Origin of the sequence: Aquimonas voraii (genome assembly GCF_900101825.1) — a bacterium.
Taxonomy (GTDB): Bacteria; Pseudomonadota; Gammaproteobacteria; order Xanthomonadales; family Xanthomonadaceae; genus Aquimonas; species Aquimonas voraii.
This window is the reverse complement of record NZ_FNAG01000006.1, coordinates 101,787-127,593: the sequence shown is the minus strand read 5'-3', so window position 1 is coordinate 127,593 and position 25,807 is coordinate 101,787. Positions and strand designations below refer to the sequence as shown.

Annotated in this window: 18 protein-coding genes and 1 other RNA gene; 12 read left to right on the top strand and 7 right to left on the bottom strand. The window is 68.5% G+C overall.

The window, feature by feature from the left end:
• Positions 1 to 8: 8 nt before the first annotated feature.
• Positions 9 to 551: a UPF0149 family protein gene (locus BLP83_RS11390; RefSeq protein WP_245680027.1), complete on the bottom strand. Its 543-nt coding sequence runs from the start codon at positions 549 to 551 to the stop codon at positions 9 to 11.
• 248 nt (positions 552 to 799) lie between these two features.
• On the opposite strand from BLP83_RS11390, the gene BLP83_RS11385 reads away from it, so the two are divergent.
• The 7 genes from BLP83_RS11385 to rpiA all read left to right on the top strand — a co-directional run bounded on the left by BLP83_RS11385 (position 800) and on the right by rpiA (position 8,189).
• Positions 800 to 5,401 (top strand): EAL domain-containing protein, encoded by a 4,602-nt coding sequence (locus BLP83_RS11385; protein WP_091242751.1) that lies wholly within the window; start codon positions 800 to 802, stop codon positions 5,399 to 5,401.
• 27 nt (positions 5,402 to 5,428) lie between these two features.
• Positions 5,429 to 5,650 carry a TIGR02449 family protein gene (locus BLP83_RS11380; RefSeq protein WP_091242749.1) on the top strand — a complete coding sequence of 74 codons (222 nt, stop codon included), beginning with the start codon at positions 5,429 to 5,431 and terminating at the stop codon, positions 5,648 to 5,650.
• 10 nt (positions 5,651 to 5,660) lie between these two features.
• Positions 5,661 to 5,981: a cell division protein ZapA gene (locus BLP83_RS11375; protein ID WP_091242746.1), complete on the top strand. Its 321-nt coding sequence runs from the start codon at positions 5,661 to 5,663 to the stop codon at positions 5,979 to 5,981.
• Between the two features lie 115 nt (positions 5,982 to 6,096).
• Positions 6,097 to 6,284, top strand: a non-coding RNA gene (ssrS, locus tag BLP83_RS11370) — 6S RNA.
• A gap of 87 nt (positions 6,285 to 6,371) precedes the next feature.
• On the top strand, positions 6,372 to 6,968 hold the full coding sequence (locus tag BLP83_RS11365; RefSeq protein WP_091242744.1) for a 5-formyltetrahydrofolate cyclo-ligase: 597 nt from the start codon (positions 6,372 to 6,374) through the stop codon (positions 6,966 to 6,968).
• Positions 6,969 to 6,983: 15 nt separating this feature from the next.
• Positions 6,984 to 7,457, top strand: a complete 474-nt coding sequence (locus BLP83_RS11360; RefSeq protein WP_091242742.1) for an EVE domain-containing protein — start codon at positions 6,984 to 6,986, stop codon at positions 7,455 to 7,457.
• Positions 7,458 to 7,556: 99 nt separating this feature from the next.
• Entirely contained in the window at positions 7,557 to 8,189 is a 633-nt protein-coding gene (gene rpiA, locus BLP83_RS11355; RefSeq protein ID WP_091242739.1) for a ribose-5-phosphate isomerase RpiA, read from the top strand.
• A 94-nt stretch (positions 8,190 to 8,283) separates the two neighbouring features.
• On the opposite strand, the gene BLP83_RS11350 is transcribed toward rpiA, so the two are convergent.
• The 3 genes from BLP83_RS11350 to BLP83_RS11340 all read right to left on the bottom strand — a co-directional run bounded on the left by BLP83_RS11350 (position 8,284) and on the right by BLP83_RS11340 (position 11,059).
• Positions 8,284 to 9,324: a cyclic nucleotide-binding domain-containing protein gene (locus BLP83_RS11350; RefSeq protein WP_091242737.1), complete on the bottom strand. Its 1,041-nt coding sequence runs from the start codon at positions 9,322 to 9,324 to the stop codon at positions 8,284 to 8,286.
• Between the two features lie 96 nt (positions 9,325 to 9,420).
• A complete protein-coding gene (locus BLP83_RS11345) occupies positions 9,421 to 10,326 on the bottom strand; it encodes an AEC family transporter (RefSeq protein ID WP_091242734.1) in 906 nt (301 codons plus the stop codon).
• Positions 10,327 to 10,423: 97 nt separating this feature from the next.
• The gene (locus tag BLP83_RS11340) at positions 10,424 to 11,059 is read right to left on the bottom strand and encodes a tetratricopeptide repeat protein (RefSeq protein ID WP_091242731.1); all 636 of its coding nucleotides are present in this window, start codon (positions 11,057 to 11,059) and stop codon (positions 10,424 to 10,426) included.
• A gap of 142 nt (positions 11,060 to 11,201) precedes the next feature.
• On the opposite strand from BLP83_RS11340, the gene BLP83_RS11335 reads away from it, so the two are divergent.
• The 4 genes from BLP83_RS11335 to hrpB all read left to right on the top strand — a co-directional run bounded on the left by BLP83_RS11335 (position 11,202) and on the right by hrpB (position 19,274).
• Positions 11,202 to 14,747, top strand: coding sequence for an indolepyruvate ferredoxin oxidoreductase family protein (locus BLP83_RS11335; protein WP_091242728.1), 3,546 nt, complete (start codon positions 11,202 to 11,204; stop codon positions 14,745 to 14,747).
• Between the two features lie 121 nt (positions 14,748 to 14,868).
• Entirely contained in the window at positions 14,869 to 15,519 is a 651-nt protein-coding gene (locus BLP83_RS11330) for a ParA family protein (protein WP_091242725.1), read from the top strand.
• 113 nt (positions 15,520 to 15,632) lie between these two features.
• Positions 15,633 to 16,700 carry a hypothetical protein gene (locus tag BLP83_RS11325; RefSeq protein ID WP_091242723.1) on the top strand — a complete coding sequence of 356 codons (1,068 nt, stop codon included), beginning with the start codon at positions 15,633 to 15,635 and terminating at the stop codon, positions 16,698 to 16,700.
• An 81-nt stretch (positions 16,701 to 16,781) separates the two neighbouring features.
• On the top strand, positions 16,782 to 19,274 hold the full coding sequence (hrpB, locus tag BLP83_RS11320) for an ATP-dependent helicase HrpB (protein WP_176764154.1): 2,493 nt from the start codon (positions 16,782 to 16,784) through the stop codon (positions 19,272 to 19,274).
• Between the two features lie 285 nt (positions 19,275 to 19,559).
• Here hrpB and BLP83_RS11315 read toward each other — a convergent pair whose 3' ends face one another.
• From BLP83_RS11315 to BLP83_RS11300, 3 genes are all read right to left on the bottom strand, one after another.
• Complete coding sequence (locus BLP83_RS11315; RefSeq protein WP_091242720.1) at positions 19,560 to 20,231, bottom strand: hypothetical protein; 672 nt, start codon at positions 20,229 to 20,231, stop codon at positions 19,560 to 19,562.
• A 223-nt stretch (positions 20,232 to 20,454) separates the two neighbouring features.
• Positions 20,455 to 23,508: a YncE family protein gene (locus BLP83_RS11305; RefSeq protein WP_091242714.1), complete on the bottom strand. Its 3,054-nt coding sequence runs from the start codon at positions 23,506 to 23,508 to the stop codon at positions 20,455 to 20,457.
• A 509-nt stretch (positions 23,509 to 24,017) separates the two neighbouring features.
• Complete coding sequence (locus BLP83_RS11300; protein ID WP_091242969.1) at positions 24,018 to 24,488, bottom strand: Lrp/AsnC family transcriptional regulator; 471 nt, start codon at positions 24,486 to 24,488, stop codon at positions 24,018 to 24,020.
• Positions 24,489 to 24,590: 102 nt separating this feature from the next.
• Here BLP83_RS11300 and BLP83_RS11295 point away from each other — a divergent pair, with 102 nt between their 5' ends.
• Positions 24,591 to 25,787: a trans-sulfuration enzyme family protein gene (locus BLP83_RS11295; protein ID WP_091242710.1), complete on the top strand. Its 1,197-nt coding sequence runs from the start codon at positions 24,591 to 24,593 to the stop codon at positions 25,785 to 25,787.
• Positions 25,788 to 25,807 lie beyond the last annotated feature (20 nt).

Genomic DNA, 25,807 nt, shown 5'->3' with positions numbered 1-25,807 from the left:
ATGCGGGCTCAGTGCAGGGTGGACTGGGCGGAATCGGCGCCGTTCTCGCTGTGCAGCAGCAGGACGGCGACGCGGACGAACTCGATGATCTCCTCCAGCGCGCTGGCGTCGTCCTCGTCGTCCTCGAAGCTGAGTTCGGCCTGGGCGATCCGGGCGAGGTCCTCCAGCGCCTCGCGGCCGTCGTCCGACAGCCGCGCGGCCGAGGCGGTGCCGAGCCCGAAGCCGCCGAGGAAGCCGCGGCACCAGGCGCCAAGGGCTTCGATGCGGTCGCCGAGCGCGGCGTCCTCGTCGGGCAGCAGCAGCTCGAAGCCGTACTCGCTGTCGGCCAGCTGGGCCAGGGTGCTCGTGCGGAGCCGATCGAGCACGCCGCCGGGCGCTTGACGCGGGCCTTCCACGGCCAGCGCATCAAGCCAGTCGGCGCCAGCCAGACGACCACCGGCGGAGAGCAGGCCGCAGATCGAACCGTGCAGTTCGGCCGCGTCGATACCGATCGCGGCCTCCGACAGGGCGCGATCCACTTCGGGCAGTGAGGGCAGGGACGGTTCGGGCACGGGGCGAGGCACCAACGCAAAAGGCCCCGCAGTGTAGCGCGGGGCCTCGCCGGGGCCGCAGCCGGCTGTGTCTGGCATCGGCCCTGCATGTCGGGTCGACACTGGCGCCGCAGACTGCGCAAGCCATCACGTTTGCTTGTTGGTCGTGCCGCCGCTGCCTACACTCCGACGCTCTGGTCCGGCGGCCGCCGCGGCCGGATCGTCGCGGTGGGCGGGACGAGGGGGCGGCAACCAGGAACGGGACGGACATGGGCCGGGGCGAGCACAGCGCCAAACGCAGCGTGGTCAGGAGTCCGAGCCTCCTCGTCGCTCTGCTGTGCCTGCTGTTTCCCCTGTTTGCGCAGGCCGCGCGCCAGGACTACCACTTCCGGGTGCTCGACAGCCGCAGCGGGCTGGCCCAGAACACCGTCAACGCCCTTCTGCAGGACAGCCGCGGCTTCGTCTGGATCGGCACCGAAGGCGGCTTGCACCGCTACGACGGCTACAGCCTGCGGCTGTTCCTGCACGACCCGGACGATCCGACCAGCCTGCCGGAAAGCTTCATCACCGCGCTCGCCGAAGACGATGCCGGGCGCCTCTGGGTGGGCACCAACACCCGCTTCCTCGCTTCCATCGACCTCGCCAGCGGCCGTATCGAGCGCCACCTGCTGGTCCGCTCCGAGGGCGGCACGGGCCACCGCGACCGCGTCACCGGGCTGCTGCACCAACCCGGCGTGGGCCTCTGGGTCAGTACCGGCCAGGGCGTGGAGCTGTTCCATCCTGACACCGGCCAGCGCGAGCGTCGGCTGAGCTTCGAGGGTGAGATCGAAGGCAGCCTGCGCCTCGCCGGTCTGGCCCTGCAGACCGATGGCAGCGTGCTGGCGGCGACCCATGAGGGGCTGTTCCTGTTCGCACCCGGCGCGACCCTGCCGCGTCGCCTCGGCCCGCGACAGCGCCTGCATGCGCTGGCTCTGCAAGGCGCCGACGGGGCCTGGGTGGGGGGCGATGACGGGCTGTATCGCTGGCGCCGAGGTGAGCGCGAGCCGCAGCGCGTCTGGCCATTGCAGGGACGCGGCATGCCCGTACGGGCGATCGTGGTCGATGCCGAGCAGCAGCTCTGGCTGGCCCTGCACAACAGCGGCCTGCTGCGGCTGGACCCGGCCAGCGGAGACACCCTCAGCCTGCGCCACGATCCCGATCTGGAGCAGAGCCTGCACGAAGATCGCGTTGCGCGACTGATGATTTCTCGTTCCGGTCTGCTGTGGGTGGGCGGAGAAGCCCGCGGGGTCGCCACGACCCGGCCGGAAGGGGCGCTGTTCACGCGGATCAGCGAGACCCGCAGCGCGCTCGATCCGGTGCTGGCCAACAACATCCGCACCCTGCACGAGGACATCGAGGGCCAGCTCTGGCTCGGCAGCGAAGGCCGTGGCCTGATCCGGCTGGTTGCGCCGGGGATGGAGTTCGAGAGCCACTACCCGGCCCTGCGCGCGGCCCTGCCGCGCAATGGCGAGGACGGCTCGATCCGGGTATTCGGAATCGCCGATGCCGGCGCAGGCGGGCTCTGGGTGTCCTCCGACCGCGGGCTTTTCGAATACGACCCCGTCAAGCGCAGCGCGCGGCTGCGCGAACTGCCCCGTCCACCCGGCAAGGACAGCGCGGTCACCGACCTGCGCCACCTGCTGCGGGCCCGCGATGGCCGCCTGTGGATCGCCACCTTCGGCGACGGCCTGCTGGCCTGGGACGTCGACAGCGGCGAACACCGCTGGTACCGCCACGCTGCCGACGACCTCGCCACCCTCAGCCATCCGCTGATCACCTATGTGCTGGAAGACCGCGAAGGCGCGATCTGGGCGGGCAGCCTGGAAGGCCTGAACCGCATCGACCCCGTCAGCGGCAAGGTGCAGCGGCTGCTGCACGACCCGGCCGACCCCAATACCCTGAGTGGCAACCTGGTCAGGCATCTCTTCCAGGACCCCGAGGGCCTGCTGTGGGTGTCCACCCACAGCGGCCTGAATCGGCTGCGTTGGCTGCCGGAGGGTGGGCTGCAGGTGACCCGCTACGGAACCGCGCGCGGTCTCGCTACGCCGACCGTCTACGCCGCGCTGATGGATGCCAGGGGCCGGGTCTGGCTGAGCGGCAACAGCGGCCTGGCCCGGCTCGATCCGGATGCCGGCGATGTGGTCCGCTACGAGCTGCAGGACGGCCTGCAGGACCTCGAGTTCAACGGCGCCGCCGCGCTCGCCCTGCGTGACGGCCGGCTGGCTTTCGGCGGCGTGCGCGGCCTGAACCTGCTCGATCCGCGGCGCTTCGCGCCGAGCAACTATGACGCGCCGGTACGCCTCACCTCGATCGGCGTCGGCCGCCGCCTGCAGCCGGTGGCCGGGCTCGACATGCCGGCCGAGCTGCGCCTTGCCCAGACCGAACAGGTGCTGCGGGTGGAGTTCGCCGCGCTCGATTTCAGCTTCCCGGAGCGCAACCACTTCCGCTATCGGCTGGAGGGCTTCGACGAGGACTGGGCCGATGCCGGCACCCTCAACTCCGCGACCTACACCAATCTCGCCGCAGGCCACTACACCCTGCGGGTGCAGGGCAGCAACCGCGACGGACGGGTCAGCCGCGAAGAGGCCGTGCTGCAGATCGAGGTCGTGCCGCCGGTCTGGGCCAGCCAGCCGGCCTTCATCGCCTACGCGCTGCTGGCGATCGCCCTGCTGGCGCTGTGGCTGCGCGCCCAGCGCCAGGAGCGGGCGCGCGAGCGCCAGTTGCTGGGCGAGCTGCGCGAGCGCGAGGAGCGCCTGAAGCTGTCCCTGTGGGGCTCGGGCGACGAGTTCTGGGACTGGGACATCCGCGGCAACCGGCTGTACCGCGTCGGCGCCGAGCAGCTGCTCGGGCCGGGCGCCGACAATGAGCTAGACACCGAGGATTTCCGCGCCCGTGCGGTGCATCCCGAAGACATCCGTCGCCTGCAGCAGACCATGCAGGCGCACATCGCCGGCCGCACCGCGTTCTTCGAGTCCGAGCACCGCGTGCGCCGCGGCGATGGCGACTGGGTCTGGGTGCGCTCGCGTGGCAAGGTGGTCGAGCGCGATCCCAACGGGACTCCGGTTCGAATGGCCGGCACCGCGCGCGACATCACCGAGAGCCGCGCCGCCGAGTACGAGCGGCGCATTGCCTCGGAAGTGCTCCGCAGCATGGGCGAGGCGGTGGCTGTCTGCGATCTCGACCTGCACTTCGTCAGCGTCAATCCGGCCTTCTGCCGAATCACCGGCTACGGCCCCGACGAGGTCAACGGCCGCTCGGTGGACCTCCTGCACAGCAGCCAGCACGACGAGGCCTTCTATCGACAGGTCAACGGCACGGTCACCGCAGCGGGGCAATGGAGCGGGGAGATGTGGCAGCGCCGCCGCGACGGCGAGGAGTATCTCGCCGCGGTGCAGGTGAACGCGGTCACCGATGCGCAGGGGGAGCGCAGCCATTACGTCTGGGTGGTCAGCGACATCACCGACCGCAAGCGCGCCGAGCAGGAACTCCGCTACCTCGCCAATTACGACACCCTGACCGGCCTGCCCAACCGCAGCCTGCTGTCCGAACGCCTGGCCCGGGCGGTGGTGCGCGCGCGCCGGCAGGGCACGCGGGTGGCGGTGCTGTTTCTGGATCTCGACCGCTTCAAGGACATCAACGACTCGATGGGTCACGCCGCCGGCGACCGCATCCTGAAATCGGCGGCGGCGCGCCTGCTCGCCACCGTGCGGCCGCAGGACACCGTCGCCCGCCTCGGCGGTGACGAGTTCACCGTGATCCTCGAAGACCTTGAGGATCGCGGCGCGGCCGAGGACGTCGCGGAGAGGGTGATCGGTGCCTTCGAGGCCCCGCTCGAGGTCGAGGGCCGCAGCGAGGTCATCATCACCCCATCGATCGGCATCAGCCTGTACCCGGACCACGCCTTGGTGCCCACCGACCTGCTGAAGTTCGCCGACACCGCGATGTACGCGGCCAAGGACCGCGGCCGCAATACCTACAGCTTCTACAACGAGGCGATGGACGCCGAGGCCCGCCGCCGCGCTTCGCTGGTGGCGGCCTTGCGGCGCGCGCTGGACCGCCGCGAGTTCTACCTGGTGTTCCAGCCGCGGCTCGACCTCGGTTCCGGTGGCGTCGCCGGCTTCGAAGCCCTGCTGCGCTGGCGCAGCGAGGAGCTCGGCGAGATGAGCCCGGGTGAATTCATCCCGGTCGCCGAAGAAACCGGCCTGATCCTGCCGATCGGCGAATGGGTGCTGCGGGAGGCCTTCAGCGTGCTGTCCGGCTGGCGTGCCACCGGCCGCGAGGGGCTTGCCATGTCGATCAACGTCTCGGTGCTGCAGCTGCTGCGCGGCAACGTGGTCGAGCTGATCCGCGAGCTGCTGCGCGAGTATCCGCTGCCGCCGGCCTCGATCGAGCTGGAGGTGACCGAGAGCATGGTCATGGCCAATGCCGCCCAGGCCACCGCGGTGCTGCATGAGCTGAAGAAGCTCGGCGTGCTGCTGGCGATCGACGATTTCGGCACCGGCTACTCTTCGCTGGTCTATCTGAAGCGCCTGCCGATCGATACGCTCAAGATCGACAAGGAGTTCGTCGGCGACCTCACCACCGACCCCGACGACGAGGCGATTACCGCCACCATCATCACCATGGCGCACTCGCTGGGCCTGAACGTGGTGGCCGAAGGCGTCGAGACCGTCGAACAGCTGCAGTACCTGCACGAGCAGGGCTGCGACGAGATCCAGGGCTACTGGCTGTCGCGACCGATCGAGGAAAGCGACTGCGCGAACTTCCTCGACCACCACGATCCGGCCCTGCTGCTCGCCAGCGCGGGCCTGCGCCTGTCTATTGACCGCTGAGCCTGCGCGCGCCTATCGTCGCCGGCCATGAGCATCCCCGATCCCGTCGAACAGCTCGCGGCCCTGGCCGAGCGCGTCGAGCGCCTGGCCGCGCTGGTCCAGCAGCTGTCCGGCGAGAACGCGAACCTGCGCCAGTCGCAGCAGCAGCTGCTGGGAGAGCGGGCCAGCCTGCTGTCGAAGAACGAGCAGGCGCGTGCGCGGGTGGAGGCGATGATCCAGCGCCTGAAGTCCCTGGAACAGAGCGCCTAGGCATCGCCCGATGACTGATCCCGTCAACCTGCGTGTGCTCGACCGCGAATTTCTGGTGGCCTGCAAGCCCGAGGAGCGCGCGGGCCTGGTAGCCTCGGCCGAGCAGGTCGATCGCCAGCTGCGCGAGCTGCGGCGCAGCCACCCGAGTGCGACCGTCGACCGCCTCGCCGTGCTGATGGCCCTGAACCTCACCCACGAGCTGAACGCGCTGCGCCAGTCGCAGCGCGAACGCGACGCGCGACTCGAGCGCAGCCTGACCGACCTCAACCACCGGCTCGACGCGCTGATGCAGGGCGCCGCCCTCGGCCTGCCGCCGAAGCCATCGACGTAGCCGAGCGCGCCGCCGGCACAGTCAGCGGTCACGCCGACTCGCCTTGCCGCCCGCTTTCACGTATCCGCCGCATCTGCAGCGTCGCCGACCCGGCGCCAGCGCGCTACACTCGCGGCGTCCTCTGCCGTGCCGCCAGCGGAAACTTACATATTGCCTTGACCCTAAATAACGACCCCGGGAGCGCGACACCGGGCCCAGCGTGCAAGTCCGCCACGCAGCGGAAAGCCCAAGGGCCTGTGAGCAATCCCACCTGATCCCTGGGATCAAGGTCGTTCGTTTTCGCAACGGCACGGTGGAGGATCTCCCTTCCTGATGCGCGCGTTCCCCGGAACCGGCGCGCTTCGCTCTCCCAAGCGTTGCCTTCGACGCGCCAGCCTCGCATCCACGCGCATGACCAGCCCCGACACCCGCGACCCGCAGCGCCGCGACCTGAGAGCGCGCCGTCGTGCGCTCGGTGCGCCCGAGCGCATGGCCGCTGCACTCGCCCTGCCGCAGCGCCTGCGCGAGCTGCCGGCGCTGTCGCAGCCCGGCTACGTCGCCGGCTACTGGGCGGTGGACGGCGAACTCTCGCTGCATGCGCTGCTGATGGGGCAACCCGCGTTCGTGTACTGCCTGCCCTGCCTGCGCGAGGACGGCTCGCTCGGCTTCGCCCCCTGGCGAACGGGGGATCCCCTGCGCAGCAACCGCTATGGCATTCCCGAACCTGATCTCGAGCGAGCTTCGCAGCTCGAGCCCGAGCAGATGCACTGCGTGCTGGTGCCGCTGGTCGGCTTCGACCGCCGCGGTGGGCGGCTGGGCGCGGGCGGCGGCTACTACGACCGCAGCTTCGCCTTCCTCAACGCCCAACCGCGGCCGGCGTCGCCGCAGCTGGTCGGGGTCGGCTACAGCTTCCAGCAGCTGCAGGATTTCACGGCCGAGCCGTGGGACGTGGCGCTGGATTACGTCGCCACCGAGCGTGAGCTGATCGACTGCCGCGCCGCGGCCTGAGCCTTTCGACGGAGAATGCAGCGCATGGCCTATTGGCTGATGAAGTCCGAACCCGAAGAGTTCTCGATCGACGACCTGAAGAAGGTCAAGAGCGAACCCTGGACCGGCGTGCGCAACTACCAGGCGCGCAACTTCATGTGGAAGGACATGCAGCCGGGTGATGGCGTGCTGTTCTACCACTCCAACTGCCCGGTGCCCGGCGTGGTCGGCCTCGCCAGGGTCGTTGGCGAACCCGAGCCCGACCCCACCCAGTTCCAGCCCGGCAGCGACTACCACGATCCGAAGAGCGCGCCCGACAACCCGCGCTGGTGGCTGCGCCACGTCGCTTTTGAGCGCAAATTCAAGCGCGTGGTCTCGCTCGACCAGCTGCGCGGCGAGGCCGAAGCCCTGGGCGACTTCGCCCTGCTTCGCCGCGGCAACCGGCTGTCGATCCTGCCGGTCACCGACGCCCAGTGGGCGCATATCCTGCAGCTCGCCGGCGAGGCCTGAGCTGCCGCTCGCCAATCTGCAGCGCCGTGGTCTCGAATCCTGCGGCAACCCGTTTCTGCGAATCCCCAATCCCGAATCCCCAATCCCGGACTCCCACCCATGTCCCTCGAAGAACAGAAACGCAAGGCCGCTGAACTCGCGCTTGAACACGTCGAAGACGACAGCATCGTCGGCGTTGGCACCGGCTCCACCGTGCGCTACTTCATCGAAGGTCTGGGCCGCATGAAGTCGCGCATCCGCGGCGCGGTGTCGAGCTCGGAGCAGAGCAGCGCCCTGCTGCGCGCGCAGGGCATCGAGGTGATGGATCTCAACGCGGTCGGCCCGCTGTCGCTGTACGTCGATGGCGCCGACGAGTGCGATCCGCACAAGCGCCTCATCAAGGGCGGCGGTGCCGCCCTCACCCGCGAGAAGATCATCGCCGCGGCCAGCGCCAAATTCGTCTGCGTGATCGATTCCAGCAAGCAGGTCGATGTGCTCGGCCGCTTCCCGCTGCCGGTCGAGGTGATCCCGATGGCGCGCAGCCACGTCGGCCGCAAGCTGGTGGCGCTCGGTGGGCAACCGGTCTGGCGCGAGGGCGTGGTGACCGACAACGGCAACTGGATTCTCGACGTACACAACCTGCGCATCGTCGATCCGGTCGGGCTGGAGCGCGAGATCAACCAGATCGTCGGCGTGGTCTGCTGCGGCCTGTTCGCCGCACGCCCGGCGGATGAAGTTATCGTCGGGCGCTGATCGCGTCCGGGCGCGCCGGGGCGGAGGGCGGTCGCTGGCCCACAATTCCCTGCGCTTGGCTGGGCTGCCGGCTGCCGGCAGGAGCGTTGTGGCTTTACGCGCCCGACTTCTTCATCACCCGTGACAAGCCGCCCTGCAGGGCACGCACGTCATAGCCCAAGCGGGTCAGGATGAAACACGCCGCCGCGCTGCGCTCGCCGGTGTTGCAGTAGACCAGCACCGGTCGGCGCCGATCCAGCCGTTCGACCGCGCCCTCGCGGAGCATGGCCAGCGGCAGGTTGATGGCGTCGCGCAGCGCGCGCTGACGGTATTCGCTGGGCAGACGCACGTCGACCACGCTGGCGCCGGCGCGGGTCAGCGCAGCGGCTTCTTCAACCGTCGCCCAGTCGACCGCCGGTGGCTTCAGCACGGCCTCGAATTCCGCGCGCGCCAGTCGCATCAGGCGGCAGTCCTCGAGCGTTCGCACGGTGGCGTTGCGCGGTGAGTTCGACAGCAGGGCGTCCTCGCCGAAGCAGTCGCCGCGCACCAGATAGGCGACCACCACCGCTGGGCCGTCGAGCGTCTTCGCGACCGAAAGGCTGCCGTGCTTGATCACGTAGAAATAGTCGGGCTGCGCGCCTTCCTCGATCACGTTCTCGCCGGCCGGCACCCGGATTTCGCGAAAGGCCGCGAACATGCGTTCGATGTTGCCGGTTGGCAGCTTCTGGAAGGCGCGGCTGCCGAGCAGGCGATAGACCCAGGCGTTGTCCTCCGCGCTGTCCGCCTGCTCGTTGCGGTGCCGGCAGAGCTGGTCCCAGGCCAGCAGCTTCTCGGTGGCGCGGCGCTCCAGACGCACGACTTCCGCGCCTTCGTGGCCTGCGACCGCGGTGAAGCGGCGCGGCTGTGCCTCGCCGACCGGGTAGCGACCCTGCAGGCTGTCGGCTTCGATGCGTTTGTTGCGGCCGTCAGGGTATTGGCCGTCGACCGCGCCGCTCAGTAGGTAAACCAGGTCCTCGTCGACCTCGCCGGCGCGGAACAGCGGCTCGCCGGGGCCGTAGTGCAGGAGGCTGGCCTCGCCGGCGAGGTGTTCAAGCGTGTCGCGGCGAAGGCTGTCCAGCGGATAGAGCGAAGAGAGACGCTGCGGATCGATGGCCATGGAGTGACTCCGGCAAAGGGCAGGGGACTCGAAGCGGATCGGAAGCTCGATGGACCCGCATCGACCACTGCCGGCGGGCCAGCCCCTCGCATGCGCTCAGGTGAGCAGCCTATGCCAGAGCGGCAGCGAAAGCAGCGACAGCACGATGCCATAGCCGACGAAGGCGGCCGCCAGGCGCGGCGCCAGCCCGTGCGAGATGGCCAGGGCGCCGGCGGTGATCATCGGCGGCATCGCGGTTTCGAGCACGGCGGCCCGCGCCATGTCGCCGGACAAGCCCAGCAGCGGCAGCAGCAGCCAGACCAGCAGGGGCATCAGCGCCAGCTTGTAGGCGATGCCCACCACCAGCGGCACGGCTTCATTACGCGGCAGGGCCAGCCGCACCTGCAGGCCGACCGCCATCGCCACCACCGGCAGCAGGGCGTCGGCCAAGCGCTGCAGGATGGCGTCGATCGCCTGCGGCGGCTGCGCGGGCATCAGGGTCAGCGCCAGCACCAGGGCGATGAAGGGCGGGAACTTCAGCACCCGCAGGCCCATGTCGCGCAGTCGCGGCTTGGCATCGCCGCCGTAGCGCGCCAGCACCCACAGGCCCCAGGTCGAGAGGATCATGAAGCTGCCGAACTGGTCGTAGACCACGGCGTAGCGCAGCGCGTACTCGCCGAGCATGGCTTCGATCAGCGGGTAGCCAAGATAGCTGGTGTTGCCTAGCGGCACGCACAGCAGCAGCACGGCGCGCTCGGCTTCGCCGAAGCGCAGCAGGCGCGCGGCCAGCAGGACCAGCGCGATGCTCAGCAGCAACACGATCCAGGGCACGGCGACGAGGCCGAGCAGGGCCGGGCTGAACTCGAGCTTGGGCGCGGCGCGCAGGATCGCCGCCGGCAGGCAGACGTAGAGCACGAAGCGGTTCAGCACTTCCGCCGCGTTGTCGGCGAACAGTCCGCTGCGGGCGGCCAGCATGCCGACCACCAGCATCACCACGATCAGCAGGAAGGCATCGAAGGCCATGTCGGCGCAGGCAGGCTAGGGGCAAACAGCATAGCGGTGCCCAAGGGGTGAACCGATTCGACCAAGGCCGCGCGCCGGGCCGAGGGATCGTCGGATTTCAGCGCGCGGAAGCCAGGGCCTGCTGCATCGACTGCAGGGCGAAGCGCTCGCCTGGGCTCATGTCGCGGGTGCGGGCGTCGAACGCTTCGGCGCTCTGCCATTGATCGGGTCGTGCCGCCAGCTCGGCCTTGAAGAAGGCCAGCGCGGTGTCGCGGTCGCCCTGGCTCCACAGCGCCAGTGCGAAAGCGACCGGCACCCAGTCGGGGTGGCCGCCGTGCTGCTGCCAGGCCTGCAGCCACTGACTGCGGGCGCCGTCGAAGTCGCCCATGCGGAACAGGATCCAGCCGGCGTTGAAGTGCACGCTGCGACGCAGCGGGCTGCCGGCTTCGCTGAAGCGCTCCGCGCTGTCGAGCTCGCGCGCCACCCGTGCGCGCAGGCCGCGATCGAGCAGCATCTGCGCGTACTGCAGGCGCGCCAGCGCGTTGCGCGGCTCGCGGCGCACCAGGCTCTCCAGCGCGCTGCGCGCGCCATTGTCCTCGGCATTGATCGCCGCTACTCGCTGCGCGGCCGGGTCGACCTCCACGTAGCTGGCATCGGTCGGCGGCAGTTCCTGCGCTCTGGCCTGCGGGAGGCCGAACACGAGTCCCAGGCACAGCGCCCAAGCGAGCGGCACGCAGTATGTCTTCACAAACATCGAGAGTGTCCCTGATCACTGGAATGAGGTCGCCGGCCCGGGTGCCAGAACCCTCGGACCTCGGCAACTGGCGTCGAGCATACGGGGCCAGACAAAGGTCGAATGTTAGAATTTGTGGTCTCCTCAGCCCCGGTCACAGCCGATGTCCGCCACTGCCAACGCCATTCCGGCCGTCTTGCTCGACGCGCCGCGGATCGACCTCGACTACAGCCTCGAGCACAAGTACACCCGCGAATCGGGGCGCATCTACCTCTCCGGCGTGCAGGCCCTGGTGCGCCTGCCGCTGATGCAGCAGATGCGCGATCGTGCGCAGAACCTGCATACCGCCGGCTTCATTTCGGGCTACCGTGGCAGCCCGCTGGGCGGCTTCGACCTCGAACTGTGGAAGGCCAAGAAGCACCTTGCCGCCTCGGCCATCCACTTCACCCCGGGCTTGAACGAAGACCTCGGTGCGACCATGGTCTGGGGCAGCCAGCAGACCAACCTGTTCGAGGGCGCGAAGTACGACGGCGTGTTCTCGATGTGGTACGGCAAGGGCCCGGGCGTGGACCGCTGCGGCGATGTGTTCAAGCACGGCAATGCGGCCGGCACCTCGAAGTTCGGCGGCGTGCTGGCGCTGGCCGCCGATGACCATGCCTGCCGCAGCTCGACCCTGCCGCATGGTTCAGAGCTGGAATTTGTGTCGGCGATGATGCCGGTGCTGAACCCGGCCGGCGTGCAGGACATCCTCGACATGGGCCTGCTCGGCTGGGCGATGTCGCGCTTCACCGGCCGCTGGGTGGGCTTCAAGACGATTGCCGAAACGGTCGAAAGCTCGGCCTCGGTCAACGTCAACCCGCACCAGCTCGACATCGTGATTCCGAGCGATTTCGAGCTGCCCGCCGGTGGACTCAACATCCGCTGGCCGGATCCACCGCTCGACCAGGAAATGCGCCTGCACCGCTACGCGGTGGCCGCGGCGCAGGCCTTCGCCCGCGCCAACCACATCGACAAGGTCGTCATCGATTCGCCCAAGGCACGTCTGGGCATCGTCACCACCGGCAAGAGCTACCTCGACGTGCTGCAGGCGCTGGAATACCTGGGCCTCGACCGCCGCACCTGCGAGGACATCGGCATCCGCGTCTACAAGGTCGGCATGACCTGGCCGCTGGAACCCGAAGGCATCCGCAGCTTCTGCGAGGGCCTTGAGGACGTGCTGGTGGTCGAAGAGAAGCGCGCCTTCGTCGAGTCGCAGATGAAGGAGTACATGTTCAACTGGCAGCACCGCCCCAGCGTGGTCGGCAAGTACGACGAACAGGGCCAGTGGTGTCTGCCCAGCACCGGCGAACTCACGCCTGCCACCATCGCCCAGGTGATCGGCAAGCGTCTGAAGCGCTTCTTCAGCTCCGAGGCGATGGAGCAGCGCCTGCGCTGGATGGAATCCAAGGAGGCCGAGCTGGCCGCGCCGCGCGCCAACTTCCCGCGCGTGCCGCACTACTGCTCGGGCTGCCCGCACAACACCTCGACCAAGGTCCCGGAGGGTTCGCGCGCGCTCGGCGGCATCGGTTGCCACTACATGGTCACCTGGATGGACCGCCGCACCGACACCTTCACCCAGATGGGCGGCGAGGGTGCGACCTGGTGCGGGCAGGCGCCGTTCACCGACACGCCGCACGTGTTCCAGAACCTCGGCGACGGCACCTACTTCCACTCGGGCAGCCTCGCCATCCGTCAGGCGATCGCGGCCAAGGTGAACATCACCTACAAGATCCTCTACAACGACGCCGTCGCCATGACCGGTGGCCAGCCGGTCGACGGCACCCTGACCGTGCCCGACATCGCCCACCAGATGCGCTCGGAAGGCGTGCAGACGATTGTTGTGGTCTCGGACGATATCGAGAAGTGGTCGAAGCCCGAGATCTTCCCGGCCGGCGTCGAGTTCGAACACCGCGACCATCTGGACGCCGTGCAGAAGCGCCTGCGCGAGGTCAAGGGCACCAGCGTGCTGATCTACGACCAGACCTGCGCCACCGAGAAGCGCCGCCGCCGCAAGCGCGGCAAGATGGTCGACCCGCAGCAGCGCACGGTCATCAACAGCCTGGTCTGCGAAGGCTGTGGCGACTGCGGCGTGCAGAGCTTCTGCGTCTCCGTGCTGCCGAAGGAAACCGAGTACGGCCGCAAGCGCGACATCGACCAGTCGAACTGCAACAAGGATTTCAGCTGCGTGAAGGGCTTCTGCCCGAGCTTCGTCACCGTCAAGGGCGGCCAGCTCAAGAAGAGCAAGCGGGTCAGCGTCGAAGAGCGCCTCTCCAGCCTGCCGATGCCGCAGTTCAAGTCCACTCTGGAGCAGCCTTGGAACATCCTGATCACCGGCGTCGGTGGCACCGGCGTGGTCACCATCGGCGCCCTGCTGGGCATGGCCGGCCATCTGGAGAACAAGGGTGCCAGCGTGCTCGACCAGACCGGCCTGGCGCAGAAGGGCGGCGCGGTCACGACCCATATCCGCATCGCCAAGAGCCCGACCGACATCCATGCCGTGCGCATCGCTGCGGGCGAGGCGGACCTGGTGCTCGGCTGCGACATGGTCGTGGTGAACGACTACTGGGCGCTGTCGAAGGTGCGCGCCGACCGCAGTGCGGTGGTGCTGAACACCTACGAGGCCATGCCGGGCCCCTTCACCATGAAGCCCGACATGCAGTTCCCGGCCAAGGACATCATCGAGGCCGTGCGCGTGGCGCTGGGCGGCCGCGAGCCGATGCTGGTCGACGCCACCCAGCTGGCGACGGCCCTGCTGGGTGATGCCATCGCCACCAACCTGTTCATGCTCGGCTACGCCTGGCAGCAGGGCCTGGTGCCGCTGTCGCTGGACTCGATCCTGCGCGCCGTGCAGCTCAATGGCGCCGCCGTCGAGATGAATACCCAGGCCTTCAACTGGGGTCGTCTCGCCGCGGTGGACCTGCAGGCGGTCACCGAGGCCGCGGGACTGTCCAAGCCGACGGCCGAAGTAACTGCGATCACCCCGGCGCCGCTGGACGACCTGCGTCTGTCGGCCAACCTCGACCAGATGATCGAGCGCCGCGTGGCCTTCCTCACCGACTACCAGGACGCCGCCTACGCCGCGAAGTACCGCGCCCTGGTCGACACGGTGCGTGCGGAAGAGGCGAAGCGCGCGCCCGGCTCGACCAAGCTCACCGAGGCTGTGGCCCGCTACTACTTCAAGCTCATGGCCTACAAGGACGAGTACGAAGTGGCGCGCCTCTACACCTCGGGCGACTTCCTGAAGCGCGTGGCCAGCCAGTTCGAGGGCGACTACAAGCTGCACTTCAACCTGGCGCCGCCGCTGTTCGCCAAGCGCGACGAGAACGGCAAGCTGATGAAGGCCGAGTATGGCCCCTGGATGCTCAAGGCCTTCGGCTTGCTCAAGCACTTCAAGGGCCTGCGCGGCAGCAAGCTCGATATCTTCGGCTACACCGAAGAGCGTCGCACCGAGCGCGCCCTGATCGAGGAATACCGCAGCACGATCGAGCGCCTGCTGGGTGAGCTGAGCGCCGACAAGCTTGAGCTGGCGGTCGAGATCGCCCGCGTGCCCGAGCGCATCCGCGGCTTCGGCCACGTCAAGGAAGCGCACATGGCGCAGGCCAAGCAGCTGCGCGAGACGCTGCTGGCGCGCTGGCAGCAGCCGGTGGAGCAGGCCTCGCAGGCGGCCTGATCGGCGCTGTGCGTGATCGCAAACGGGGCCCTGCGGGGCCCCGTTTCGTTGTGGCCGCGAGCGCGCGCCAGAACCACGCTGCTACAGTCCGCGACAGTCACGACGGCAGGCGAGGTGGCGCATGCACTCGGTTCTGGTGGCGAGCAGCAAAGGCGGCTGCGGCAAGTCGACGATCGCGACCCAGCTCGCGGCATGGGCCGCGGTGCAGGGCCGGCGCGCGGCCCTGGTGGACTTGGACCCGCAGGGTTCGTCCCTGCACTGGTGCGAGCGGCGCGCCCAGGCCGAAGCGCCTGCCGTGCTGGGCCTGCACGGCGAGGACGGCCGCTGGCAGAAGCGCGTTCCGGCGGATACCGAGTGGCTGGTGTTCGATGCGCCGGCGGGCTCGCAGCCGTCGACGCTCAAGGCGGTGATCGAACGCGTCGATGCCCTGCTGGTGCCGGTGCTGCCCTCGGCCTTCGACCTCGAAGCCACGGCGGGCTTTCTCGATGCGCTGTCCAGCCATCGGCGCATGGCCGAGGGCAGCCTGCAGGTGGGGCTGGTGGCCAACCGACTGCGCCTCACCACCCAGGCCAGCCAGCGCGCACTGGCCCAGCTCGCCGAATGGCCCTGGCCCCTGCGCGCCGAGCTGCGCGATTCCCAGAGCTACGTGTTGCTGGCGGCGCTGGGCAAAAGCCTGTTCGATTACGACAATGAGGCCGTGCGAATCCAGGCGGAGCCGTGGCAACCCATGCTGCGCTGGTTGGCGCGAGCCGCTCGTCGCGCGCGCAGCTGATCCATGCATGCGACGGCAGCGCCGACAGTTCCGCTAAGTCGCGATTAAGCCCTTCGGGCCTAGGGTCCGTTCACCGCGCAGTCCGCGCGCCCACAGCGTCACCGGAGCCTCCCATGCGCAAGACCCTCGCCCTCCTGCTTGCCGTGTCTGCTGGCAGCGCCCAGGCCTACCAGCCCGAGGCTGGACTGTGGTGGAACCCGAACGAGAGCGGCTCCGGGTTCACCATCGAGCTGCAGGACAATGTGTTGGCCTTCACCGGCTACCTGGGCGAGACCAACGGCCAGCCGGTCTGGTACACCTCGGCGGGCTTCATGAACGGCAACGCCCTCTACGAAGGCGACCTGCTGCGCTTCACAGGTTCGCAGTGCGCCGGCTGCAGCTACAGCGGTCCGCCGCAGGGCCAGCGCGTGGGCAGCCTGCGTCTGGCCTTCGATGCCAATGACCCGACCCGCGGTACCCTGACCTGGAACGTGCCGCCGCAGCCGACCCGCAGCATGCCGATCGAGCGCTACTACTACTACTACAAGCGCGGCGGTGACGGCTCTGCGCCGATCCAGGTCACCAAGATGCTGGGCGAGTGGAGCCTGAACCTCGATTTCAGCGACTACCCCAATTACGGTGCCTTCCGCTTCAGTGGTGATGTGCTGGTGTTCGATGAGGCCAATCTCAGCGATGGCACCTGGTACTTCGATGGCTGCCGCAGTGAGACATCGCTGGACGCCGAGTGCAGCGCCAATGCGCTGCGCTTCAATGGCGCCTCGGGCTTCTACAGCCGCGACCGCCGTCGGCAATCGATCGTGGTCGATGACAACAGCGTCAACAGCAGCGGCCAGCGCCTGTGCATGTACTACGAAGCGCCGGTGCAGTCCGAGTACTTCAGTGCAGGCGCCACCGGCAACAACGACGGCGGATTCACCATCTTCCCCTGCAGTGCCAATCCGCTGAACTACGTGCTGTATCCGCTGCGTGGATTCCGCTCGGCCAGCCGCACCTTTGTCGAGACCGGTCGCGGGCCGAGCAAGCGCGTCGAGGCGGCGAACGTCGACGACACGCCGGCACTGCGTGAAGCCGCACCGCTGAAGTCCGTCGCCCAGCGCAAGCGCGAGCAGGCCGAGGCCGGCTACATCGCCTTCGAGAGCGAAGTGCAGGCCCTGGTGCAGCGGGTCAACGGCAAGCGCTGAAGCGCAGCTGCCAAATCGTGGACACTACGCCGCCGCGGCCCGCCCGCGGCGGCGTTTTCTTTCCTGCCGGTTGTGCTGCCCGTGTCCGACGCGTTTCCCATCGATCCCCTGCTGCCCGAGATCCTGGCCAGCCTTGAGCGACATCCGCGGCTGGTGCTGGAGGCCCCGCCCGGCGCCGGCAAGACCACGCGCGTGCCCCCGGCCTTGCTCGATGCCTCATGGCTCGAAGGCCGCAAGGTGCTGATGCTGGAGCCGCGCCGCATCGCCGCGCGCGCCGCCGCGAACTTCATGGCCAGCGCACGCGGCGAGCCGCCCGGCGACACCGTCGGCTATCGCATCCGCTTCGAATCCAAGGTCGGCCCGCGCACGCGCATTGAGGTCGTCACCGAAGGCATCCTCACCCGCCTGATCCAGGACGATCCGCTGCTCGACGGCATCGGCGCGCTGATCTTCGACGAGTTCCACGAGCGTCATCTCAGCGCCGACCTGGGGCTGGCCCTTGCGCTCGAAGTGCAGTCCCAGCTGCGCCCCGACCTGCGCCTCGTGGTGATGTCGGCCACGCTCGACGGCGAACGTCTGGCCAAGACGCTCGACGCCCCGCGCCTGACCAGCGCCGGCCGCAGTCATCCCGTGCGCATCGCCTACCCGCCGCGGCAGGGCAACGAGCCGGAGGACGCGCAGTTGAAGCGCGCGGTCGAACTCGCCCTGCGCGAAACCGACGGCGACCTGCTGGTCTTCCTGCCCGGCCTGCGCGAGATCCAGCGCGGCGAGCGCCTGCTGCTCGAGTCGGCGCAGGCGGCGGACGCAGAGGTGCTGCCGCTGTACGGCGAGCTGCCGGTGGAGCAGCAGGCCGCGGTGCTGAAGCCCTCCAGCGACGGCCGCCGCCGCATCGTGCTGGCCACCAATGTCGCCGAGAGCAGCGTCACCCTGCCCGGAGTGAAGGCGGTGATCGATTCGGGTTTGGCGCGCGAGCCGCGCTTCGATCCGAACTCCGGCTTCTCGAAGCTGATGACGGTGAACATCTCGCAGGCCTCGGCCGACCAGCGCGCCGGTCGCGCCGGCCGCGTGGCGCCTGGCGTCTGCTATCGCCTGTGGCCGGAGAGCCAGCGCTTGGAGCCTGCGCGCCGGCCCGAGCTGATGCAGGTCGAGCTCTCCGGCCTGCTGCTGGAGCTGCGCGCCTGGGGCAGCGATGCCCTGCCCTTCGTTGACGCACCGCCGCCGGGCGCGCTCGCTCAAGCCGAAGACCTGCTGCGCGCGCTGGGCGCACTCGATGCCTCGGGCGCGCTGACGCCCTTGGGCCGGCGCATGCTCAAGCTCGGCACCCATCCGCGTCTTGCCGCGATGCTGTGCGCGGCACCCGATGCGCAGGCGCGCGCGCTGGCCTGTGACCTGGTCGCCTTGATCGAGGGCCGCGACGTCCTGCGCGGCGAGTCGCGCCGTCGCGAGGACTGGGCCAGCCGCTGGCAGGCCCTGCAGGATTTCCGCGCCCGCCGCGGCGGCCACGACACCGATCGCAGCGCGCTCATGGCCGTGGAGCAGGCCGCGCGCAGTTGGCGTCGGCGCCTGGACACGAATGCCGAAGTGGCCAGCGCCTCGCCGCACCGCCTGGGCGAGTTGCTGCTGCACGCCTTTCCGGATCGCATCGCGCACGTGCTGCCCAACGACCGCCTGCGTTACGCCTTGGCCAATGGCCGCATGGCCAAGCTGATGCCGGACTCGCCCCTGGTCGGCGAGCCCTGGCTGGTGATCAGCGAGCTGCGCGCCGACAGCGGCGACGGCCTGATCCTGCGCGCCACCGGCTTCGACGAAGAGGCGCTTGAACGGGAATTCCCCGAGCGCTTCATCGAGCGCGACGAGGCCGGCTGGGACGAAGCCGCGCGCGCGGTCACCGCCTCGCGCGTGCGCCGCTATGAGCAGATCGTGCTGAGCCGCAAGCCGATCGGCAAACCCGACGCCGAACTCTGCGTGCAGGGCCTGATCAGCGGCATCCGCCGTCTCGGCCTGCAGGTGCTGGACTTCAGCGAGGCGCAGCGGCAGTGGCAGCAGCGCGTCGCCCTGCTGCGCGCGCATTGCCCCGAGCTGGGCCTGCCCGACGTCAGCGATGAAGCCTTGCTGGCTTCACTCGACACCTGGCTCGGCCCCTATCTCGGCGGCAAGACGCGGCTGTCGCAGATCGACGCCGCCCTGCTCGGCGAAGCCCTGCGCTCGCGCCTCGACCACAGCCAGCGCCAGGCCATCGACCGTCTCGCACCCACGCGCATCACGGTGCCCTCGGGCATGGAGCGCGCCATCGAGTACGTGCCGGAACAGCCTCCGGTGCTGGCGGTGAAGCTGCAGGAACTGTTCGGCCTCGCCGACACGCCTGCGATTGCCGAGGGCCGCGTGCGCCTGACCCTGCACCTGCTCAGCCCCGGCGGCCGCCCCATCCAGGTGACCCAGGACCTGCGCGGCTTCTGGGAGCGCACCTATGCCGAGGTCAAGAAAGAGCTGAAGGGCCGCTATCCCAAGCACCCCTGGCCCGACGACCCCTGGACCGCACAGGCCACGCATCGGGCGAAGCCAAGGGGGACGTGAATACGTGGACGTGAGACCCCGCGAAGGCCTCGCGGCGTCGCTGCGGGAATCTCTTCGCCCAGCGTGAGGCCTCTCGCGCCGCCTGAGTCGCGCCCCCGGCTGCGCGGATGCGGCAGCTCACCTTCCGCCCGCGCGGCAGAGCCGGTCCGCGGTTGCTGAGCTCCGTGCCCCAGGGCCGACTCGCGGTGCAAGGACTCCAGCCCCGGGTTCGATGAGGCCCTCAGCCGGCGGCTGGCCCGTGCCGTGAACTCGAATCGGATATCCGCACTTCGGATCCCGCAGCACCTAGGTGCTCGGCGGCTTCTTCAGGTTCGGCAGATGCGCGCGCGGAAAGCGGAAATCGCGCCAGCGCGCCCAGGCCAGTGCGCCGAAGTACAGGGCGCCGAAGGCGATCACGATGTGCGGGTTGCTGACCCATTCGCCGCTGCCTTCGATGCCGAGCTGCGGCTGGATCTCGCGGGTGATGCCAAGCCGCGGCAGCGGCAGGAACAGGGTGGCGAAGACGCCGCCCAGGTAGAGCATGCAGGTCAGGGCCCAGTCGGAGTGGCGCTGCCAGCGGGCCTCGTCGCTGTCGGCGCTGCCGAACAGGCGCATCAGCTTGGCCAGCAGCAGCCAGCCGAAGGCGTACACCGGCCACCACTCGCGGAAGGCGAAGGCGAAGGCACCGATGAACAGCGCGTAGAGCAGGCCGAAGCCCAGCAGCACGCGGACCTTGGCCACTCGCCCCGAGCGCGCCTCGACCGTCGCGCCCATCATCGCAGTGGCGTGGATTAGCACGAACTCGACCAGCATCAGCAGCATGCCGTTGCGCACGCCGGACTCACCGAAGGCAAAGGGCGCCACCCACAGCACCAGGAACACGCCGGCGGTGATGGCATCGGGCAGGGCCGCCAGCGCGCGCAGCAGCGCGGGCTTGCGCAAGGGTGCCAACGGCTCAGTGCTCGCGCTGTTCGACATGGATCGGCATCTCCGGGCCGCGGCGGAATTCGAAGATCAGCGATGTCTCGATATGGGCGACCTCGGGTCGCAGAGCCGCCCCTTTGCCGCGCCTCGCGAGCGAACAGACCACGATCAGGACGCTGGTGTTGCAGGCCGGGGCGCTGCATGGCTTCGCCTGGACGCATGGGAACCTCGCATGCGTCCAGCCGGTCCGCTGCACACCCGCAAGTCGTGCGACACGTCAGTCAAAGCCATCGGCGAACAAGGGCGGCGTGATCACCTGGAAGGACCTGTTGTAAACGGTGAGAACGGTTGAAACGCCCTGCTGGACCACCGTCACGATCCTGCCCGAAGGTGTGGTGAACACGCCTCTGCCCAGGCCACTGATGTCGGCCACCCGCTCAGCGGCCGAAAGCTCCGAGGGCTGCCAGTAAAGTCCATCGCGGCGCAGCGTGAGCAGCTCTCCGCCGAGCCATGCGGCGTCTATCATCTCGCGGGACAGAGTGCCCAGGTGCTCCAGGCTATTGGCATCGAAGACGTGGCCCGAGCCGGTGACCGCGCGGTTTCCATCCGGGCTGACGCGGATCGGATGCCAAAGTTGCAGCGGCTTGACGTTACCGTTCTCCACCACGAAACCGAGCGTCCCATCTCGCTCGACAGGCGTGTATGCGAGAGCGAAGCCACCAAAGTGGTAGATCCGCTGCCGTGCAGAGCTCCACACCCCTTCGGCGATCCATCTCCCCCAGTTCCTGCTCCCAACCCGCTGGCCGGCCAGACTGAAGCTGTGTGACCATCCCGCTTCGGTGCTTGCAACCACCACATCATCCGCTGCCAACAGCCCAATCGGGCGGGACTCTGTGTCTGCGAGGCGGTGCTCGACCGGTATCTCTGCTTTCGGGTCGATGGCGTAGAGCGAGTTGTCGGCGTAGCCGATAAAGAGCGCGTCTCGGGTGCTGGAGTAGGCGAGGTGCTCGGGCTGGCTGCGCAGGGCGATCGTCCGCTCAAAGCGCTGCCCGTGGGGGTTCCACACGAAGACGCTGCGGTGTGCCGTGGAGAGGATGTAGATGCGGCCGTCGCGGCCCATCGCTGCCTTGTCGACGGTGAAAGCGACTGCGTTGGGGTCCACAGGCGTCCCCGTGCTTCCGGTACTGAGATCGACGCCGACCGGGTTCGACCACGCTGAAACCAGGCTGCCGTTGCGCGATCGCACGCGGTACTCAAGCTGCCGTCCGCTGTGCCGATCGACGTCGGTGAAACGGGTCGTGTCGCGGTCGACCACTCCCACGCGCAGCCAGTCCGCGCCTCCCACCTGCCGTCGCTCGATGTCGTAGGCGCGCTCACCCTGCACGTCACTCCACTGCAGTGCGATGCCGAAGGCGCTCGCGCTTGCCAGTTCAAGCAAGGGAGCGTCCAGCGTCGCGGGCGGCAACACGCCGAGTGCGTCGTCGAGCACATAAAGGCGTGGCCGCCCGGACTCGTTCGTGATCTGCACCACCCGGTTCCCCGAGGCATGGAATGCGACGTGTGAGCCCGGGAGCAACACTTCGGCCTCGATCGCCAAGCCGGGCGACCAGCGCTGCACTGTCGTACTTGTGCTGCCGCCGGGGCCGGGGTTGAGCACGGTGAGCATGCGGTCGGCGCCGATCCACGCAACCGACGAAACATTGTTCGACAGGTAGCCGATGGCCTGCAATGGACTTGCCTGATACAGCACGCCTTGGCCCGCGAGAATCTGCTGCCCATCGGGCGAGATCCCGAGTGGACTGTAGCTTCCGGGGGCGTAGAAGTCTGCCGAGCCCGAGAACTGACCATTGCCGAGGTAGGTCAGGTGCGCTGCGTTGACAAACAGGCGATTCCGGGGGGCGTCAAAGAAGTGGAATGTGTGGCAGCAGTGGCTCGAACTGCTCAGTAGAGCGCCAGTGGAGGAATACACCCACTGTTGGGTCGAGCTGCCGCTGGCAGCCACGAGAAGATCCGACCCCATCGGAATCATGCGCGAGTACAGGTCGGGCGGCGTGGCGAAGGGCTCGACGCTTGCCACCGCGGGTGCAAGGTTGATCCGGTACACGGTCCGATCGAGCCCCCGCAGGAACAGGGCGTTGAGGGCCGTGCTGAAGACCATCAGATCGCCGGTCACCGGCAGGGAGATCGTGGAAAGATACGCCTGGCTGCTGATGTCCCAGCGGAAAATGCTGCTGTGCGCCTTGCTCAAGAGATAGACGATGCCGTCGTCATCCACCGCCGAAGACGTCACGGTGTAGTCGAGCCCGATGGGCGAGACGGGGGCTCCCGGCTGCGCGGGCGACAGGGCGCTGAGCGGCACTTTTTCCACGCCAATGCGCTGGGGTGATGCGCTGTCTTCGTTGAAAACGAAGACCGTGCCGGCCCGAACCGCGAGGCCCCTGCCGGGTAGCGCGAGGGCGACGCGACCGGTTTCGATCAAGGCCTGGTTGAATGCGATGAGCTGGGTGTTGCTCAGAACGATGGGAACGTCGAGCCCATGAAAGGCGACGTCGCTGATGTTGTTCGTGAGCCTTCCCGCAAAGCTGAGGTCAAGGCCCAGATGGACGTTGCCACTGTTGTCCACGAGCTTGCGACCATCCGGCCATGCCCAGGTGCGGTTGGCTGATCCATAGGCGCCGTAGTGGCCAATTTCATCCTGGTCCAGGAAGTGGCCCGAGCTGTCGTAGGTGAGGCCCATGAGACTTCCTGGGCTGCTGCTCTCGGTGCGGCCAAAAATTCGCCTGGTCGAAGGTGAATGCGAGGCGCCCACCATCGAGCGCGGATAGTTCTCGTACGTGTCGATCAGGGCATTGCTGTCGGTGTTGAAGCTGGAGAACCGGGTGTACGACCCGCGGCTACGGTTGGCGATCAGGATGTCGCCGTTGATGAACAGGCCATGGATGGAGTCCGGTGTGTTGGCGACATGGGTCTTGCCCGTGCCCTCCAGGCTCACGCGCTCAATCTTGCGATCGGATGCGATGAAGATATGGCTCGTCCCCACGACAAACGCAGAAGGTTCGTCCTGCAGCGGCAGTGCGGGCAGCCACTGCTCCGTCGCGAGGTCGTAGCGCAGGATCTCGGAAGGCGACTTGCGCAGGATGTAGGCAACTTCACCCTCAACCTGGAAGCCAACCCAGAATGGCGTTTGCGCGAGCGCGGGCGCTGCTGTACCGAGCAGCCACAGCCAGAGGATGAGCAGCCCCGCCCAGTGACGGGAAATCTGGGCGCGTCGATGGGGGAGATGAGGGCGGCTTCGCCGAGTTTCACTGCGATCGACTGACGTGAGGAACATTGAATTCTTCAGGTAGGTGGGTAAGCAGGAGGGCTGCGTGGCCTGAAAGAGGCCTGCGCAGCGGTGGAAGGCTCATGCGAATGCTAGCAGGGCGTATCGACGGCTCAACCCAGCGGAACAGCGTAAAGCGGCGGCAGCTGCGCCATCGTCGACTTGGGCTGCCCGATGGGCTGAATGCGCCAGCGGCGCTGGACGGTGGGCGCTGCTGTACTGCCCGGGCGGCCGTCGAGTCGTGGAGGCCCTGGCTGAAGCAGGCTGTTGAAGATGCGGCCTGTCAGCCCGGCCGGGGATCGGGGGATCGACGAAGCGAGCGCGAATGCGATCGATGTGTCGGAGGCGATACGGACTTGCACGGGACCATCGCCTCGAAGAACGTCCCAGAAGGAAGTTCCCCGGGCGAGGGGACGAGCGGACAGAGCACTGGACCAGAGTGTCCGGCGTGGCCCCGTGAGCAGCAGGGGAATCACAGCGTGTGCATCACCCAAGGTTCTGGCCATCGCGCCGCCGGCTCAATCCTTGTCCTGTTCGACATAGATCGGCATCTCCGGGCTGCGGCGGAATTCGAAGATCAGCGAGGTCTCGATGTGGGCGACCTCGGGCCGGCGGGTGAAGGCATCGAGCGCGAAGTCGCGCAGGTGGTCGGAGTCGCGCACCGCCACATGCACCTGGAAATCGTTGGCGCCGGCCACGTGATAGAAGGCCAGCACCTCGGGCAGTTGCAGCAGGTGCTGGCGGAAGCCATCCAGCAGCTCGCGGGAATGCCGCGCCATGCGCACCGCCACCATCGCCTGCAGGCCGATGCCGACGGCGCGCGGCTCGAACTCGGCGTGGTAACCCTCGATCACGCCCGACTCCCGCAACCTCCGGATGCGTTCCAGCGCGGTCGAAGGCGCCACGCCGACTTTCTCGGCGAGGGTCTTGTTGGGCAGTCGCGCGTTGTTGCGCAAGAGGCGCAAAAGCTCGACGTCGATTCGGTCCATGGGGCGGGTCAGGGCGATCTCGCGAAATTCTGTTCGGATGATGCGCCGAACCGCGGCCGATACGCCAGAGTTCATGCCTCACGCCCGAATCGAGTTGCCGCCATGAAGCTAGCCACCGACCTCGTCCACGCCGGCCGCGATGACCTCGGCGCGCTGGGGGTGCATGCCCTGCCGATCGATCTCTCGACCACCTACCCGGTCACCGATCTGACCACCGGCACGGCCAGCTTCGATGCTCTGGTCGGCGGTGCGGCCAGCGCGGCGAACCCGATCTATGCGCGCCTGTTCAACCCGACCGTGGCGCGCTTCGAGCAGGCGATGGCGAAGCTCGAGCACACCGAGGCGGCCGTCGGTTTCGCCTCGGGCATGGCCGCTGTCAGCGCCTGCCTGCTGGCCTTTGCGCAGGGCCGCGAAGTGCTGGCGGTGCGACCGATCTACGGCACCAGCGATCACCTGCTGAGCTCGGGCCTGCTTGGCGCGCGGGTGCGTTTCCTCGAGGCCGAAGACATCGCAGGCGCCATCAACGCCGACACCGGCCTGGTCTTCATCGAGACGCCGGCCAACCCGAATCTGGATCTGGTCGATATCGCTCAAGTCGTGCAGGCGGCCGGCGACGTGCCGGTGCTGGTGGATTCGACCTTCGCCACGCCGGTGCTGCAGAACCCGGCCGATTTCGGCGCCGCGCTCGTGCTCCACAGCGCGACCAAGTTCCTCGGCGGGCACGGCGATGTGATCGCCGGCGTGGTCGCCTGCAGCGAGGCGCATGCGCAGAAGCTGCGCCAGGTGCGTGCGGCCACGGGGGCGCTGCTGCACCCGCTGGCGGCCTACCTGCTGCATCGCGGCCTGCCCACGCTCAAGCTGCGCGTCGAAGCGGCACAGGCCAGTGCGCGCGTGCTGGCGGAGCGTCTGGCTGCGCATGCGCAGGTGCTGCGGGTGAACTACCCGGGCCTCGGCACGGTGAACAACGCCCATCTTCTGGGCGGCCAGCTGCGTGGTCCCGGCAGCCTGATGAGCTTCGAGCTGCGCGGCGGCCACGCCGCTGCCAGCGCCTGCCTGCAGGCCCTGGAGCTGCACACGGTCGCGGTCAGCCTGGGCTCGGTCGACAGCCTGATCCAGCATCCGGCCGGGCTGACCCATCGCGTGGTCGCCCCCGAGGTGCTGGCGGCGCACGGCATCGGCCCCGGCACGCTGCGGTTGTCCGTAGGCCTTGAGGATGTCGAGGATCTTTGGGCCGATCTGCAGCGCGGGCTGCAGGCCGCAGCCCTGGCCGTGGAGCCGCAAACGCGCGTCGCGGCCTGAAATCGAGCCTGCGATCGCGT